This window comes from Arthrobacter sp. UKPF54-2, assembly GCF_007858535.1.
GTDB lineage: Bacteria > Actinomycetota > Actinomycetes > Actinomycetales > Micrococcaceae > Arthrobacter.
The window spans coordinates 1,570,638-1,584,966 of record NZ_CP040174.1 but is presented as its reverse complement, the minus strand read 5'-3'; the positions used below and the strand labels follow the sequence as shown (position 1 = coordinate 1,584,966).

At 67.4% G+C, this 14,329-nt stretch carries 12 protein-coding genes; 4 read left to right on the top strand and 8 right to left on the bottom strand.

Annotated elements, in window-relative coordinates; translation table 11 throughout:
- From E7Y32_RS07175 to E7Y32_RS07160, 4 genes are read right to left on the bottom strand one after another with little or no spacing between them, the layout of a single operon-like run.
- Nucleotides 1-1,116, bottom strand: coding sequence for an ABC transporter substrate-binding protein (locus E7Y32_RS07175; RefSeq protein ID WP_146336515.1), 1,116 nt, complete (start codon nucleotides 1,114-1,116; stop codon nucleotides 1-3).
- Between the two features lie 38 nt (nucleotides 1,117-1,154).
- Nucleotides 1,155-2,930: an iron ABC transporter permease gene (locus tag E7Y32_RS07170; RefSeq protein WP_146336514.1), complete on the bottom strand. Its 1,776-nt coding sequence runs from the start codon at nucleotides 2,928-2,930 to the stop codon at nucleotides 1,155-1,157.
- Nucleotides 2,927-4,024 (bottom strand): ABC transporter ATP-binding protein, encoded by a 1,098-nt coding sequence (locus tag E7Y32_RS07165; RefSeq protein ID WP_146336513.1) that lies wholly within the window; start codon nucleotides 4,022-4,024, stop codon nucleotides 2,927-2,929. Before E7Y32_RS07165 ends, E7Y32_RS07170 begins: the two co-directional genes overlap by 4 nt.
- A 34-nt stretch (nucleotides 4,025-4,058) precedes the next feature.
- On the bottom strand, nucleotides 4,059-5,186 hold the full coding sequence (locus tag E7Y32_RS07160; RefSeq protein WP_146336512.1) for a PrpF domain-containing protein: 1,128 nt from the start codon (nucleotides 5,184-5,186) through the stop codon (nucleotides 4,059-4,061).
- A gap of 312 nt (nucleotides 5,187-5,498) precedes the next feature.
- Between E7Y32_RS07160 and E7Y32_RS07155 the strand changes: the two genes are divergently transcribed.
- From E7Y32_RS07155 to tcuA, 3 genes are all read left to right on the top strand, one after another.
- Entirely contained in the window at nucleotides 5,499-6,158 is a 660-nt protein-coding gene (locus tag E7Y32_RS07155) for a GntR family transcriptional regulator (protein WP_261382569.1), read from the top strand.
- Nucleotides 6,159-6,233: 75 nt separating this feature from the next.
- On the top strand, nucleotides 6,234-6,656 hold the full coding sequence (locus tag E7Y32_RS07150; RefSeq protein WP_146336511.1) for a universal stress protein: 423 nt from the start codon (nucleotides 6,234-6,236) through the stop codon (nucleotides 6,654-6,656).
- A 179-nt stretch (nucleotides 6,657-6,835) separates the two neighbouring features.
- Nucleotides 6,836-8,302: an FAD-dependent tricarballylate dehydrogenase TcuA gene (tcuA, locus tag E7Y32_RS07145; RefSeq protein WP_146336510.1), complete on the top strand. Its 1,467-nt coding sequence runs from the start codon at nucleotides 6,836-6,838 to the stop codon at nucleotides 8,300-8,302.
- A gap of 32 nt (nucleotides 8,303-8,334) precedes the next feature.
- On the opposite strand, the gene E7Y32_RS07140 is transcribed toward tcuA, so the two are convergent.
- Nucleotides 8,335-9,066 (bottom strand): alpha/beta fold hydrolase, encoded by a 732-nt coding sequence (locus E7Y32_RS07140; protein ID WP_146336509.1) that lies wholly within the window; start codon nucleotides 9,064-9,066, stop codon nucleotides 8,335-8,337.
- 142 nt (nucleotides 9,067-9,208) lie between these two features.
- Between E7Y32_RS07140 and E7Y32_RS07135 the strand changes: the two genes are divergently transcribed.
- A complete protein-coding gene (locus E7Y32_RS07135; RefSeq protein ID WP_261382568.1) occupies nucleotides 9,209-9,850 on the top strand; it encodes a GntR family transcriptional regulator in 642 nt (213 codons plus the stop codon).
- Nucleotides 9,851-9,884: 34 nt separating this feature from the next.
- Here E7Y32_RS07135 and E7Y32_RS07130 read toward each other — a convergent pair whose 3' ends face one another.
- The 3 genes from E7Y32_RS07130 to E7Y32_RS07120 all read right to left on the bottom strand — a co-directional run bounded on the left by E7Y32_RS07130 (nucleotide 9,885) and on the right by E7Y32_RS07120 (nucleotide 14,171).
- Nucleotides 9,885-11,909 (bottom strand): ABC transporter ATP-binding protein, encoded by a 2,025-nt coding sequence (locus E7Y32_RS07130; RefSeq protein WP_146336508.1) that lies wholly within the window; start codon nucleotides 11,907-11,909, stop codon nucleotides 9,885-9,887.
- Nucleotides 11,906-13,642 (bottom strand): ABC transporter ATP-binding protein, encoded by a 1,737-nt coding sequence (locus tag E7Y32_RS07125; protein WP_146336507.1) that lies wholly within the window; start codon nucleotides 13,640-13,642, stop codon nucleotides 11,906-11,908. The genes E7Y32_RS07130 and E7Y32_RS07125 overlap by 4 nt, the downstream gene beginning before the upstream one ends.
- Before the next feature lie 91 nt (nucleotides 13,643-13,733).
- Entirely contained in the window at nucleotides 13,734-14,171 is a 438-nt protein-coding gene (locus E7Y32_RS07120) for a MarR family winged helix-turn-helix transcriptional regulator (RefSeq protein ID WP_146336506.1), read from the bottom strand.
- Nucleotides 14,172-14,329: the final 158 nt, after the last annotated feature.

The following is a 14,329-nucleotide window of genomic DNA, read 5'->3' as shown; positions in this document are numbered from 1 at the left end:
TTACTTGCTGTAGCCGAAGACCTTGTTCCACTTGGCCAGGTCGTCCTTGCCGAAGCTGGTCGCGTCGGAGTTCGCCATCCGGTAGACCTTGCCGGAGTCGGCGGCCGGCAGCTTGATACCCATGATGGTGGGCGGCTCAACGTCGGTGCGGGCCGGGTATTCGCCCAGCTGCGCGAAAACCTTCTGGCCCTGCTTGGACAGGTTGTAGTTCATGAACACCTTGGCCGCCTCAAGGTTCGTGGCGGACCCCGCCATGCCCAGGTAGTAGTCGTAGGCCACGAGTCCCTCATCCGGAACAATGAACTTCACCGGGGCCTTGTCCTGCACGGCGGAGATGTTGGTGCCGCTGATGGTCACGGTTCCCACCGCCACCTCGCCGCGGGCCAGCGCGGTGGCCTCGGCGCCAAGGGAGTCATAGATGGTGGGCTTCTGCGCCGCGTACTTGGCGAAGTAGTCCGAGCCCATCTTCGATTCCATGAACCGGCTCAAGGAGGCGGTGCTGCCGCCGGAGCCGCCTTGGACGATGCCCAGCTTGCCCTGCCACTTGCCGCTGACGGCGTCGGCCCAGGACTTCGGGGCGTCCGCTTCCTTGACCAGCTGGGTGTTGTAGCCGAGCGTGTAGACGGAGTTGAACATGCGGGTGAACTGGCCGCCGTCGATCGAGACGTCCTTGAACTGCGCGGCGCCTGGCACGTCGTAGGTCTTCCAGACCTTTGCGTCCTCCAGGGTCTTGGCGATCCGGTAGTCCGAGGTGCGGATGACGTCCGCCCCCAGCTTGCCGGCGCCCTGCTCGGACTGGACGCGCTCGGCGAGCTTGTTCGGCGTCAGGCGCACCACGTTGACCTTAATACCGGTGTCCTTGCTGAAGGCGGCCACCAGGGCGCTCTCGGAGGACTCCGTGTAGCCCGAATACAGGCTCAGCGTCTGCGTCTTGGCCTTCTCATAGGTGGCCTTGTCCGCGATGTTTTCGCCGTTGATCACCAGGCCGTCCTCGGTCTTCACCTCCGCCGTGGCGGTGACAACGCTGGTGCCCTGGGCGGAGCCGCCGCAGGCGGCCATGCTCAGCGAGAGGACGACGCCGAGTCCGAGCAGGGGGATTTTGGACGCTAACTTCATTGTTTAGACCCTTTCAAATGGTGTGGTTTTGGGAAGCGTTACTTGGCGCCGAGCTTGCGGTCGGCGCCCACCTTCTGGGCGATCACCGCCAGCACGGCGATCACGACGATGTACAGGACACTGACGGCCGCGGCCGCCTGGCTCTGCCCGTTGTCGAAGTTGTCGAACACCAGGATCGAGAGGATCCGGGTGTTGGAGGTGAAGAGGAAGATCGAGGCGCTGAGCTCCCTCATCGAGAGCATCAGGAACAGCAGGAACGAGGAGGTGATGCCGACGCGCATCAGCGGGAGGGTGACCGAGACGATCGCCTTGGCCCGCCGCGCACCGAGCATGACGGCGCTGTCCTCCAGGTCCTGGTCCATCTGCAGCATCGACGCCGAGATGCCCCGGTAACCCTGCGGCAGGAAGACCGCCACGCAGGCGATCGCCAGGATCGCCAGCGTGCCGTAGACCGGAACCGGCAGCAGCAGCCAGGTCCACAGCAGGCCGATGCCCATGACGATCGCGGGAACCGCCAGCGGCGTCATGGCGATCAGCTCGATCAGCTGACCGAGGCGCGACTTGGTCCGGTAGCGCACGTAGGAGGCGATGAAGCTCAGTGTGGTTCCCGCGATCGCGGCCAGGAGGGCCACCATCACGCTGTTGCGCAATGCGAGCTGGAAATCGTGGGAGCCGAGCACGTCGGCGAGCTTGGCGAAGCTCATCGCCCCGGTCTCGAAGAGCTGGGAGATGGAAGCCACGAACGGGGTTGCCTGCATGGACGCTGCGAGCAGCGCGAGCATCGGGAGGACGACGGCGACGGCGAAGTAGGCGAGCGCGATGATGGTGAACGGCCAGCGCAGCTTCCGCAGCGGGACCTGGCGCGGCCGGTTGCCCTTGCCGGTGACCGTGGTGAACTTGCGCTTGTTGATGATGCGCTGCTGGATCACGGTGATGATCAGCAGGGCCGCCGTCAGGACGATGGCGATGCTGGCCGCCTGGTTGCTCTTGGCCGGCGTCGCGCTCATCAGGCGGTAGATGTAGGTGGGCAGGGTGTCGATGCCGGCCGGGTTGCCGATCACCTGGGCCACCGGGAAGTTCTCCATGGTCAGGGCGAAGACCAGGATCGCGGACCCGAGGACGGCCGGCAGCGCCAGCGGCAGCGTGACGGTGCGCAGCATGGTCTTCAGCGTGGCCCCGTGGACCGTGGCGGCCTCTTCGAGGTCGGCGTTCATCATGGACAGCGAGCTGTGCATCAGCAGGAACGCGTACGGGGCGTAGAAGATCCCGAGCACGAAGATCAGCCCCGGCAGGCTGTAGATGTTGATGATGAAGTCGATGCCCAGGTCGCGGAGCAGGATGTTCAGGTAGCCGGCGCTCGGGGAGGACAGCAGCGACCAGGCCAGGGCGCCGACGAGCGCGGGGATGAACATCGGGGCCATGCCGATGAAGAAGATGAACTTGCGCAGCGGCGCGTCGGTGCGGGCACAGACGAAGGCGAGGAACGCCCCGATGACGAGTGCCACGACGGCCGATCCGGCGCCCACCATGAGCGAGTTGCCGAGCGCGCCGAGGGCTTCCGGGCTGGCCAGGAGGATCAGGTTGTCCAGCGTCAGCCCGCCCAGGGAGATGTTGCCGGGGCGGGGAACGGCGTCGGAGAACGCCGCGAGCAGCACCAGCGCCAGCGGCAGGAGCACCAGGACGGCCAGGATCGCGATGATGATCATGGCGGGGGTACTTTTGCGCAGGTTCCCCAGAGCCTTGGTCCCGCGGTAGGCGACGGGGGCTGGGCTGGCCGTGATGACGGGGTCCGCCAGGGGCGTCTTGAGGCTCATACCAGCACCTCCGCCGGGAGGATCTGGACCTGCGACGGGTCGATGCTGACCCAGACCGAGTCGCCCACCTCGTGCTGTTCGCCCCGCTTGATGGTGCCGAGGGCGTCCAGTTCCAGCCCGCCCTCCAGTTCGACGGCGTAGCGCACGTCGTTGCCCTGGAAGCCGGCCACCATGACCTTGCCCTGCCAGGCGTTGGGCGCCGTCGTGGGCCGGGAGCTGATCTGGAGGTCTTCGGCGCGCATGCAGACCTTCATGTGCTGCGGGGCCGTGGCGGCGCGCTGGGCGGAGTGGATGGTGAGGCCGTGGCCGGCAACCTTGGCGGTGGCGGAGCCGTCCGGGGCGGGCACCGATTCGCAGTCCATGACGTTGGAGACGCCCAGGAAGTGGGCGATCGAGGCGCTGGCCGGGGTCTCGTACATTTCCCGCGGGCCGCCGATCTGGACGATCTTTCCGCCCTGGAGGAGGGCGATGCGGTCGGCCAGGGCGAAGGCCTCGTGCTGGTCGTGGGTGACGTAAACGCAGGTCAGGCCGAGGCGCAGCTGGATTTCACGGAGTTCCACGCGGAGGCGGTCGCGGAGCCGGGCATCCAGGTTGGAGAGCGGTTCGTCGAGCATCAGGACGCTGGGGCGCATCACCAGGCTGCGGGCCAGGGCCACGCGCTGCATCTGGCCGCCGCTGAGGAGGCTGGCGCCGCGGTCCGCGAACTTCTCCAGGCCCACCATAGTGAGCACTTCCATCACCCGGTCCTGCGTTTCGGCTTTGGAGAGCCGCTGCAGCTTCAGGGAGTACGCGACGTTCTGGAAGACCGTCATGTGCGGCCACACTGCGTAGGACTGGAAGACCATGCCGACGTTGCGCTTGTTCGGCGGCAGGTTGATGCCCTTTTCCGAATCGAACACCACGACGTCGTCGATGATGATCCGGCCGGAGCTGGGTTCTTCCAGGCCGGCAAGGCAGCGCATGGTGCTGGTCTTGCCGCAGCCGGACTGGCCCAGGAGAACCAGGGCCTCGCCGTCGCCGATGTCTAGGTTGAGGTTCTCGATGGCGACGAAGTCGCCGTACTTGAGCTGCAAATTCTGGATGCTGATTTTCATGACACGTCCTTGTGAATGTAAGCCTGCCGCCCGGTCAGTCGCCGGGGACGAGCACTGTTCCTTCGCTGATGACCCTGGCGGACCGTTGGAATGCGACTTTGGTGGGAACCGCTGCGTCCAGTGCCGTCCTGGTGGCACCGTTCAGGAGGTGGATCGCCAGGGTGTCGCCGCCGTCGTGGCCTGCGCTTTCGGCGTTACTCACCGCGGCGTTGGCGACGACGGAGCCGGCGCGGCCGGAGGCGGCGGCGATGGCGACGGCGCTGGTGAGGCCGATGGCGGGGTGGAGGGCGCCCATGGAGATCATCCGTGCGGAGACGCCCGTCTCCCCTGCCGGCGGCGGGCCTACGATGCCCACCTTCGGGATGGAGGTCAGGTGGCTGGGGATGCCCATGACCTTGGCGGCGGCGGACCGCAGCTCCGGTGCGAGGGCCACCAGTTCCTCCAGCTCTTCCGCGTCCTCCCGGCCGGTGAAGCCAAAGTCCTGCGGATCGAAGAGCGCCGCCGGGGCGCCGGCGTCGATCAGGGTGGCGTGGAAGGTGCGTCCCCGGACGGTGACCTCGTCGACGGCGTGGCCGGTGGGCATTTCCGTCTCGAAGCTGGTCCAGCTGCTGCTCTCGAAAATGATGTCCACCGGCACGCCCGGGTAGTACTGCCCGGGGATCTGCCGGGCGCCGTAGGTGGGGACCTCGCCGCCCGGGGTGGGGACCTCGCAGACCAGGCTGAGCCCGGTGAGCGTGTTGACGATCGTGACACGGGAGACGCCGTCGGCCGGAGTTACCAGCCGGGCGTGCAGCGCGTAAAGGCCCAGGCCCGTGGCGCAGTTGCCGCAGTTGCTGTCCCATTCCACCGAGGGGTTGTCGATCGCCACCTGGGCGAAGCGGTAGTTCACCACGCCGTCGGCCGAGCCGAGGTCATCGACGATGATCGCCTTGCTCGTGGTGGAGGATGCGCCGCCGACGCCGTCGATCTGGCGGAGGTCCGGTGAGCCGAAGGTGCGGATCAGCAGGCGTTCGATGTCCGCGGTGTCCGCTGGCAGGTCGCTCTGGCGGAAGATCCAGCACTTACTGGTCCCGCCGCGGACCAGGGCGGCCGGGACCTGAATTACTGACGTTCGTGGGGAGTCCGATTCCCCTAGTTGGACCGTGCCGGTGGGGCTGGTCATGGTGTCTCCTCAATGGTGCCTGCGTACCGTCGTTGGTACCGGTCGATCTTTGAAGCACTTTCGGTACAGTTTTGAGAAACTGTCCTCGCTTTGGATCGAATGTATACCGTTTGAAGGAAGCGAGCAACAAAAATGTGTGTTGGCACACACCCGTTACTGAACCGTGACATAGAGTGGGGAGGGCGCTCCTTCCGTGTCGACCGAACGCGGAGAATGTATACCGTGTGTTAAAATGGCCTGCGACTGTATGTTGAGTTGAATCAGGACCGCCTGATGTTCACAACAGCTGCTGCCACAAGGAGGAGACCAGCGATGAGCAATCCGGCACTCATGAGTCCGTACCTGATGATTCGCAACGCGATCATTGCCCAGGAGTTCCCGCCGAAGGCCCAGCTGGTGGAGACCGCGCTCGCCAAGAAGTACAACGTGTCCCGTACCCCTATCCGGGAAGCCCTGCGCCGCCTGGAAACCGAGGGCCTCGTGGAGCGGATCGGTTCCCGGATGCAGGTCCGGGAGTACCGGCCCGAGGAGATGCTGGACCTCTACGAGGTGCGCTCTTTCCTGGAGGAAGCCGCCGCCAAGACGGCAGCTCTGCGGCACACGGACATGGACCTGATGCTGATCGAACGCGCCCACCAGAGCATGGTGGACCTGAAGTTCGAGGAGGCCACCGCGGCCCAGCTGGCCGCCGTGAACCGCACCTTCCACGAGCGCATCTGGGCAGCGAGCCACAGCGCCGCGCTGCTGGATCTGCTCGACCGCATCCTGGTCCACTTCATCCGCTACCCCGGCACCACCCTGGCCACACCCGCCCGCTGGAACCAGGTTCTGAAGGAACACGAGGAACTGGTGGCCGCCATCCGCGACCGCGACGCGGAGCGGGCCGGCAAGATCGCCAGCGCCCACCTGGAAGTTGCCAAGAACATCCGGATCGAGATGTACATCGACGCACAGGAGATCCCTGCGCCGTAAACCCCTGCACGTCACCCGGTGCCCGCGGGGCATCCGGGAGCACCGCCATGAGTGACTAAAGAAGGAGATCGACCAGTGTCAGGCATCGTCATCGTCGGCGTCGACGGATCAGAAACAGCCATGCGGGCCGCGCGTACCGCTGCGGACCTGGCCTCGGCCATGGGCGCAACCCTCAATGTCGTCACCGCGTACGCGAGCGACAAGACCGAAGTAGTGGAAATCGCGGGCGAGGACTGGACTGTCTCCGACTCCGAGCAGGCGACCAAGGTGGCGCAGCGCGTGGCATTGCTGCTGGGCGCATCGGGCGTCTCCACCACGTACACCGCCGCGCACGGGAAGCCGCACGAGGTCCTCATCAGCGAGGCCGAACGCCTCGAGGCCAAGGTCATCGTCGTGGGAAACCGCCGGATGCAGGGCCTGGGAAGGGTTCTGGGCAGCGTGGCCAACACGGTCGCCCACAACGCACCGTGCGACGTCTTCATCGCCAAAACCAACTGACCACAGCGCGCCCGTAGCGGCGGTGCGGCGGGATTAGCAGGGAGCTCGGCCGGATACGGTCGAGCTCCCTGCTGAGTTTCTTGCGCCACCACCACTTCCCCGCAATACTTCGCGTAACCCCTTGTCCGATTGCATTCTGTTGTATACATTCGTATTCAACAGCGAGAATGGAGTCTGAAATGGTGAAGAACGTAGACGTTCTGGTGGTAGGCGGCGGCAACGCCGGATTCACGGCGGCACTGGCCGCGGCCGAAAACGGCCGCTCGGTGCTGCTGCTGGAGAAGGCGGAGAAGGACCGCGCCGGCGGCAACAGCTATTACACCGCTGGCGCCACCCGCATCCCGCACGGCGGGCTGGAAGACCTGGCCGACGTCGTCGAACCCGACAAGCGTCACGCCGTCACGGAGGTTCCGCCGTACACGCAGGAGGACTACCTCGCGGACCTGGAGAAAGTCTCGGGTGGACGGAACGATCCCGAGCTTTCCCGGGTGCTGGTGGAGGAAAGCCACGGGACCCTGCGGTGGCTGCAGCAGCAGGGGCTGAAGTACCGGCTGATGTACGAACGCCAGGCGTACAACCGGCCGGACGGATCGTTCCTGTTCTGGGGCGGCCTGCACATCGGCAACGTCGGCGGCGGCAAGGGCCTGATGGAGGACCACGTGGCGGCGGCCGAACGCGCCGGCGTCGGCGTCCGCTACGGCCACGCCGCGACCGGGCTGATCGTCGAGGATGCGCGCGTGGTGGGCGCGACGTTCCGCGACGACGACGGCGTAGAGGGAGAGGTGCGGGCAGAGTCCGTGATCCTGGCCTCCGGCGGCTTCGAAGCGAACCCGGAGATGCGGCGCCGCTACCTGGGCGAGGGCTGGCAGAACGCGAAGGTCCGCGGCACCCCGGGGAACACCGGCGAGATGATCCGCGCCGCCCTGGACGCCGGAGCTGCGCAGGGCGGGGACTGGTCCACCTGCCACAGCGTCGCCTGGGATGCCGGCTTTGCCGAGAATGAGAGCAATTTTGAGCTGACCAACCAGCTGACCCGCGGCGGCTACCCGCTGGGCATCGTGGTCAACCGCGACGGCGAGCGCTTCGTGGACGAGGGCGCCGACTTCCGCAACTACACCTACGCCCGCTACGGCCGGGACATCCTGCAGCAGCCCGGAGCCGTGGCGTTCCAGCTGTTCGACGCCACGACCCGGCCCATGCTCCGCGCCGAGGAATACGAGATGCCCGGCGTCTCGGTCATCGTCGCCGATGACCTGGCCACCCTGGCCGAACGTGCGGGCATCGACCCGGCCGGGCTGGAACGCACGTTGGCCGGCTACAACGACGGCATCGACACCGGCCGGGCGTTCGACCCCAACGTCAAGGACGGCCGCGCGGCCGCCGTGGTGCCGCCCAAGAGCAACTGGGCGCTGGCGCTGGAGACGGCCCCCTTCTACGCCTTCCCCGTCACCTGCGGCGTGACCTTCACGTTCGGCGGGCTGAAGACGGACACCTACGGGCGCGTCTTGAACGACGACGGCGCCCCCATCCCGGGCCTGCTGGCCTGCGGCGAGGCGCTCGGCGGTCTGTTCAGCGGCAACTATCCGGGCGGCAGCGGGCTGGCCGCCGGCGCGGTCTTCGGCCGGCGGGCCGGTTCGATCGCCTGAGCCCCTTTCCGACCCTGCTCTCGCGTTTGCTGCTACCAGGTGGCGACGGCGTGGAGGGCGGCGGCGGTGCCCGCGGGGTCGGTCAGCATGGCGCAGTGGTCCCCGCTTATGGTGACCAGCCGGGTGGCCGCCGGGAGGTTGGAGAGGGACATCCGCATCCGCCACTCGGTGTTCTGCCGGTCGTTCTCGGGCCAGATGTAGGTCACGGTGACGCCGTCCAGGGCGCCGGCGGGCAGGCTCCACGGTTCGAAGAGCGGCCCGGCAGGCTGCGGGGTGAGGCGGGAGCGGATCGCCTGGACCGCGGGGGCGTTCGACTGCAGCGAGGAGAGCCAGCGGGAGGCCACCACTGTTTCCGGAACGACGTAGCTGCCGTCCCCGCGCTCGGCGGCTTCCCGTTCGTACGTCTCACGGATGGCGGGGTCCAGCGTGTCCGCCCACGACTGCCCGGGTTTCCGGGCCTGCGCGCTGAAGTAGACCAGGTGCCGGACCTTGTCCGGGCGCTCCAGGGCCGCGGCCGCGATCGGGTACCCGGCCATGCTGTGCCCGGCGAGGACCACGGGTTCCGGCGCGGCGTTTAGCCGGTCGACGACGGCGTCGACGTAGTCGGCCACGGTCACCGAGCCGCGCGGGGTGGCGTCGTTCCCGTGGCCGGGGAGGTCGAACGCGGCGGCCTCGGTGCCGAGGGCGGCGAGTTCGGCGATGGTGTCCTCCCAGCACCAGGCGCCGAGCATGCTCCCGTGGACCAGCAGGATCTCGGCGGGCATGGAAGCTCCTTCGGTGGCCCCGGCTGCGGCGGCCGGGGCTCCGGCGCCGCGATTGAATGCAAATGTATACTGCGAGCTGGTGTGATGGGAACCCGGATGGATTGCCCGTGGACGTAAGGTCCGGGCCCAGTGAGGAGCGTGCGTGGTGTTGGAGAAGTCGGTCTACAGCCGCCTGCTGGAGGACATCCTGAGCTCGGCGATCCCACCGGAAGAGACCCTCACCGAGGTCAAGCTGACGGAGCGGTACGGCGCTTCCCGCACCCCGGTCCGCGAGGCGCTGCAGCGGCTGGAGCAGGACGGCCTGCTGGAGCGCCGCGGCAAGGTCCTGGCGGTCCGGACGCACACGGCCGAGGAGATCGTAGACATCTACGAGTCGCGGATTGTGCTCGAGGGGGCGGCGGCGGCCAAGGCTGCGCGCAAGCGAACGGACCTGGATGTCCGGCTGCTGCGGGCCAAGTACCAGAGCATGCGGGCGTTGGACCCGGCCGACGGGCCAGCCTTGGCCGAGGCAAACCGGGAGTTCCACGGCCTGATCTGGGCCGCGGCCCACAGCCCGTCCCTCATGCGGCTGCTGACAGGCCTGGACCAGCAGGTCCGCCGTTATACCCTGACCACCCTCACCCACCCGGGCCGTTGGGAGGCAGTCCTGGCCGACTACGAGGCCCTGGTTGCCGCGATCGAGGCCGGCGACGCGACTGTGGCGGGCGACATCGCAGCCCGCCACATGACCGAGGCCCTGGAAATCCGCCTGCAGATGTACGCCGAGGACCCGCACCGGTTGTAGGGCGTGCCTTCTGCGGCTGCGGGGAGCCCTTTCCTCAAACCTCCGCCACCGGCGCCGCGAACTGGGCCTCGTGCAGCCGGGCGTACGCCCCGCCGGCCTCCAGCAACGAAGCGTGCGTCCCCTGCTCCACGATCTGGCCGGCTTCCATCACCAGGATGAGGTCGGCGTCGCGGATGGTGGAGAGCCGGTGGGCAATGACAAACGACGTCCGGTCCGAGCGCAACGCACTCATCGCCTTCTGCACCAGCACCTCGGTGCGGGTGTCCACGGACGATGTTGCCTCGTCCAGGATCAGCACCGATGGCCGGGCCAGGAACGCCCGGGCAATCGTCAGCAGCTGCTTCTCCCCCGCCGAAACATTGGAACCCTCATCGTCGAGCACGGTGTCGTAACCCTGCGGCAGGGACTTCACGAACCGGTCCACGTACGTCGCCTTCGCCGCCTCCAGGATCTCCGCCTCGGAAGCATCCGGCCGGCCGTAGGCGATGTTGTCCCGGATGGTCCCGCCGAACAGCCAGGTATCCTGCAGCACCATGCCCATCCGCGAACGCAGCTCATGCCGGGACATCGCGGCCACGTCCACGCCGTCCAGCGTGATCCGCCCGGCGTCGAGCTCGTAGAAGCGCATCATCAGGTTCACCAGCGTGGTCTTGCCGGCCCCGGTCGGGCCAACGATCGCCACGGTTTGCCCCGGCTCGGCCACCAGGCTCAAGTTGGAAATCAGCGGCTTGTCCGGCGAGTAGGCAAAGGACACGTCCTCGAACACGAGCCGCCCCCGCCCGCCGTCGGGCGCTACGGACGGCACAGGATCCGCCGACTGCTCCTCCGTGTCCAGCAGCTCGAACACCCGCTCGGCCGACGCCACGCCGGACTGCAGCAGATTCGCCATCGAGCCGAGCTGGGCCAGCGGCTGGGTGAACTGCCGCGAGTACTGGATGAACGCCTGCACGTCGCCCAACTGCATCGCGCCGGAGGCCACCTGCAGCCCGCCCACCACGGCGATCCCCACATAGACCAGGTTCCCGATGAACGTCATGGCCGGCATGATCAGCCCGGAAATGAACTGCGCCCCGAAGCTCGCCTGGTACAGCTCCACGTTTTTCTGCCGGAACGTCTCCTCCACCTCGCGCTGCCGGCCGAACACCTTCACCAGCGCGTGCCCGGTGTAGGTCTCCTCGATCTGGCCGTTCAGCTCGCCGGTGTTCTTCCACTGCGCCACGAACAGTTTCTGCGAGCGCTTGGCGATCACCGCGGTCGTCACCAGCGTCAACGGAATGGTCACCAGGGCGATGATGGCCAGCGTCGGCGACAGGATCACCATCATCACCAGCACCCCGGCCACGGTCAGCAGCGAGGTCACCGCCTGGCTGATGGACTGCTGCAGGCTCTGGGAGATGTTGTCCACGTCGTTGGTCACCCGGCTGAGCAGCTCGCCGCGCTGCACGGTGTCGAAGTAGCGCAGCGGCAGCCGGTTGATCTTCGCCTCGATCCGCTCGCGCAGCCGGTACACGGTGCGCTGTACCACGCCGTTGAGGATATATGCCTGCATCCACATAAACGACGACGCCAGCACATACAACACCAGCGCCCACAGCAGCACGGAGGACAGCGCGGCGAAGTCGATCCCGTTCCCGGGCGTCAGCGCCATGGCGCCCAGCATGTCCGCCTTTTGGTTCTCCCCCGCGGCCCGCAGCTGCGCGATCAGCTGGGCCTTGCTCACCCCGGCGGGCAGTTGCTTGGACACGACGCCGGCGAAGATCAGGTTGGTGCCCTCGCCCAACAGCCGCGGCCCGATCACGGACAGTGTCACGCTGACGACGGCGAGGGCCAGTACCAGCGTCAGCCAGATCCGCTCGGGGCGGAGTTCGCCCAGCAGCCGCCGGGCGGAGGGGCCGAAGTTCATCGCCTTCTCCGCGGGGATGTTCATTCCGGCGAACGGGCCGCCGCGGCCGGGCCCGCCGGCCGGACGGGGAATGCGCAGCGGCGCGTCCTTAGCGGCGCCCGCGGGGCCAGCTCCACCAGCGGCGGCGCCGGGGGTTTGGGACTCCACCTTGCTCATACCGCCTCCTCCGCCGCGAGCTGGGAATTCACAATCTCGTTGTACGTCGGCGAGGTCTCCAGCAGCTCCTCGTGCGTGCCGTGCGCGACGATCCTGCCGTCGTCGAGCACCAAAATCTGGTCCGCGTCCACAATGCTGGACACCCGCTGGGCGATGATCACCAGGGTCGCGCCGGCGGTGTGCTGCCGGAGCGCCTGCCGCAGCCGGGCGTCCGTCGCGGTGTCCAGTGAGGAGAACGAGTCGTCAAAGATGTAGAGCTCGGGCCGTTTCACCAGCGCCCGGGCAATCGCGATCCGCTGCCGCTGGCCGCCGGAGACGTTGGTGCCTCCCTGCGAGATGGGCGCGTCCAGGCCGCCCTCCATCTCGCGGACAAAGTCCTCGGCCTGCGCGATGGACAACGCGCGCCAGAGCTCGTCCTCGGTGGCGTCGGGCTTGCCGTAGAGCAGGTTACTGCGGACCGTGCCTGAAAACAGGTAGGGCTTCTGCGGGACCAGGCCGATGTGCCCCCAGAGCAGGTCCGGGTGCAGCTCGCGCACGTCCACGCCGTCGATCCGCACCGAGCCCGAGGTGGCGTCGAAGAGCCGCGGCATCAGGTTCACCAGGGTGGTCTTGCCCGAGCCGGTGGACCCGATGATCGCCGTCGTCTGCCCCGCGCGGGCGGTGAAATCCACGTCGGAGAGGACGGGCGCCTCGGCACCCGGGTAGGCGAATCCGACGTCGCGCATCTCCAGCTCGCCGCGGGCTGCACCGGCGAGGCTGACCGGGTACTCCGGCGGCCGGACGCTGGATTCGGTGCCCAGCACCGCGCCGATCCGGTCCGCGGAGACGGCGGCGCGCGGGATCATGATCGCCATGAAGGTGGCCATCATGACGGACATCAGGATCTGCATCAGGTAGCTCAGGAACGCGATCATGGTGCCCACCTGCATGGAGCCGTCCTCGATCCGGAACGCGCCGAACCAGATCACGGCCACGGAGGAGACGTTGAGCACCAGCATCACGGTGGGGAACGCGAGCGCCATCAGCCGGCCGGCGCGCAGCGCGGTGTCCGTGACGTCCTCGTTGGCGCGGCCGAAGCGGGCGGTCTCGATGTCCTCGCGGACGAAGGCGCGGACCACGCGGATGCCGGTGAGCTGTTCGCGCAGCACCCGGTTGACCGTGTCGATCCGGGTCTGCATCAGCCGGAACAGCGGCACCATGCGGGTAACGATCAGGCCCACCGCGATGAGCAGCACCGGCACGCTGACCGCGATCAGCCAGGACAGCTGCACGTCCTGCCGCACCGCCATGATGACGCCGCCGATGCTCAGCATGGGGGCGGTGACCATCAGCGTGGCGGACATCAGCACCAGCTGCTGGACCTGCTGGACGTCGTTGGTGGAGCGGGTGATCAGGCTGGGCGCGCCGAACCGGGTCACCTCCTGCTCGGAGAACTCCGCCACCCGGGTGAAAATCGCCCCGCGCACGTCCCGGCCCAGCGCCATCGCGGCCTTCGCGCCGAAGTAGACGGCGGCGATGGTGCAGGCGATCTGCAGCAGGGTGACCATCAGCATCACGCCGCCGACGCGCAGGATGTAATCGGTGTCCCCGCGCGCCACGCCCTGGTCGATGATGTCCGCGTTCAGGGTGGGCAGGTAGAGCGAGGCGATGGAGGCCGCCAGCTGGAAGACGACGACGGCGAGCAGCAGCCGCCGCTGCGGCCTCAGGTATTCGACGAGCAGTTTCCAGAGCATCCGGTCTCCAGTTCCACGCACGGTCCCCGATTGGTGGTCCGGAGGTCAGTTTACGTCCGGAGGCTGGGAGTGAACGGGGTTCCAAAACCGCCTAGGCCTGCCCGCGGTCCTGCCTCTCCGGTTTCCCCGTCGCATCGAGCACGTCCTGGAGAGTCTGGAGGGCTGCCTCGAAGCGTTCCCCGCCCGCATAGGAGCCCCACAATTGTTCGAGCTCCCGAACTTTGGCTGACGCCTCCCGCAGCATCTGCAGTCCCCGGGAGGACGGGAAAATGAGTTTCGCTCGGGCGTCGGTGGGGTCGGGCCTCCGCTCCAGGTATCCCAGGTCCTGCAGTTCGTTAACAAGTTCGGACGTGGCAGCGAGGCTGAGCTGCGCCCGGGCCGCCAAGGCAGTCAGCCGGATGCCCTTGGTTCCGACGTTGCCCGCGATCTGCAGGTGAGCCAGGCGGATGTCGGCGTACCCGTGGGATTCCGCTTCGGCCAGGAGCTCGCGCCGAAACTCGGCCAGCAGGCGGACAAGCAACTGGCCCACGGGAAGCCTTGGCCGCTCGGAATCTCTTGACGGTGGCATAGACACGGAGCAAACTCTATCTCATAAGCTTCGGAATCCGAAGCAAATTATCCCCTAAATAGTTGGCTTGATGCGAGTGCTCTTTGGAGGCCGGAAATGCGTGCGGAAACCTCGTCGAC

Bases quoted from the DNA above. Each gene is read 5' to 3' on its own strand.
- E7Y32_RS07175 (WP_146336515.1), bottom strand. From the start codon at position 1,116: ATGAAGTTAGCGTCCAAAATCCCCCTGCTCGGACTCGGCGTCGTCCTC.
- E7Y32_RS07170 (WP_146336514.1), bottom strand. From the start codon at position 2,930: ATGAGCCTCAAGACGCCCCTGGCGGACCCCGTCATCACGGCCAGCCCA.
- E7Y32_RS07165 (WP_146336513.1), bottom strand. From the start codon at position 4,024: ATGAAAATCAGCATCCAGAATTTGCAGCTCAAGTACGGCGACTTCGTC.
- E7Y32_RS07160 (WP_146336512.1), bottom strand. From the start codon at position 5,186: ATGACCAGCCCCACCGGCACGGTCCAACTAGGGGAATCGGACTCCCCA.
- E7Y32_RS07155 (WP_261382569.1), top strand. From the start codon at position 5,499: ATGAGCAATCCGGCACTCATGAGTCCGTACCTGATGATTCGCAACGCG.
- tcuA (WP_146336510.1), top strand. From the start codon at position 6,836: ATGGTGAAGAACGTAGACGTTCTGGTGGTAGGCGGCGGCAACGCCGGA.
- E7Y32_RS07140 (WP_146336509.1), bottom strand. From the start codon at position 9,066: ATGCCCGCCGAGATCCTGCTGGTCCACGGGAGCATGCTCGGCGCCTGG.
- E7Y32_RS07130 (WP_146336508.1), bottom strand. From the start codon at position 11,909: ATGAGCAAGGTGGAGTCCCAAACCCCCGGCGCCGCCGCTGGTGGAGCT.
- E7Y32_RS07125 (WP_146336507.1), bottom strand. From the start codon at position 13,642: ATGCTCTGGAAACTGCTCGTCGAATACCTGAGGCCGCAGCGGCGGCTG.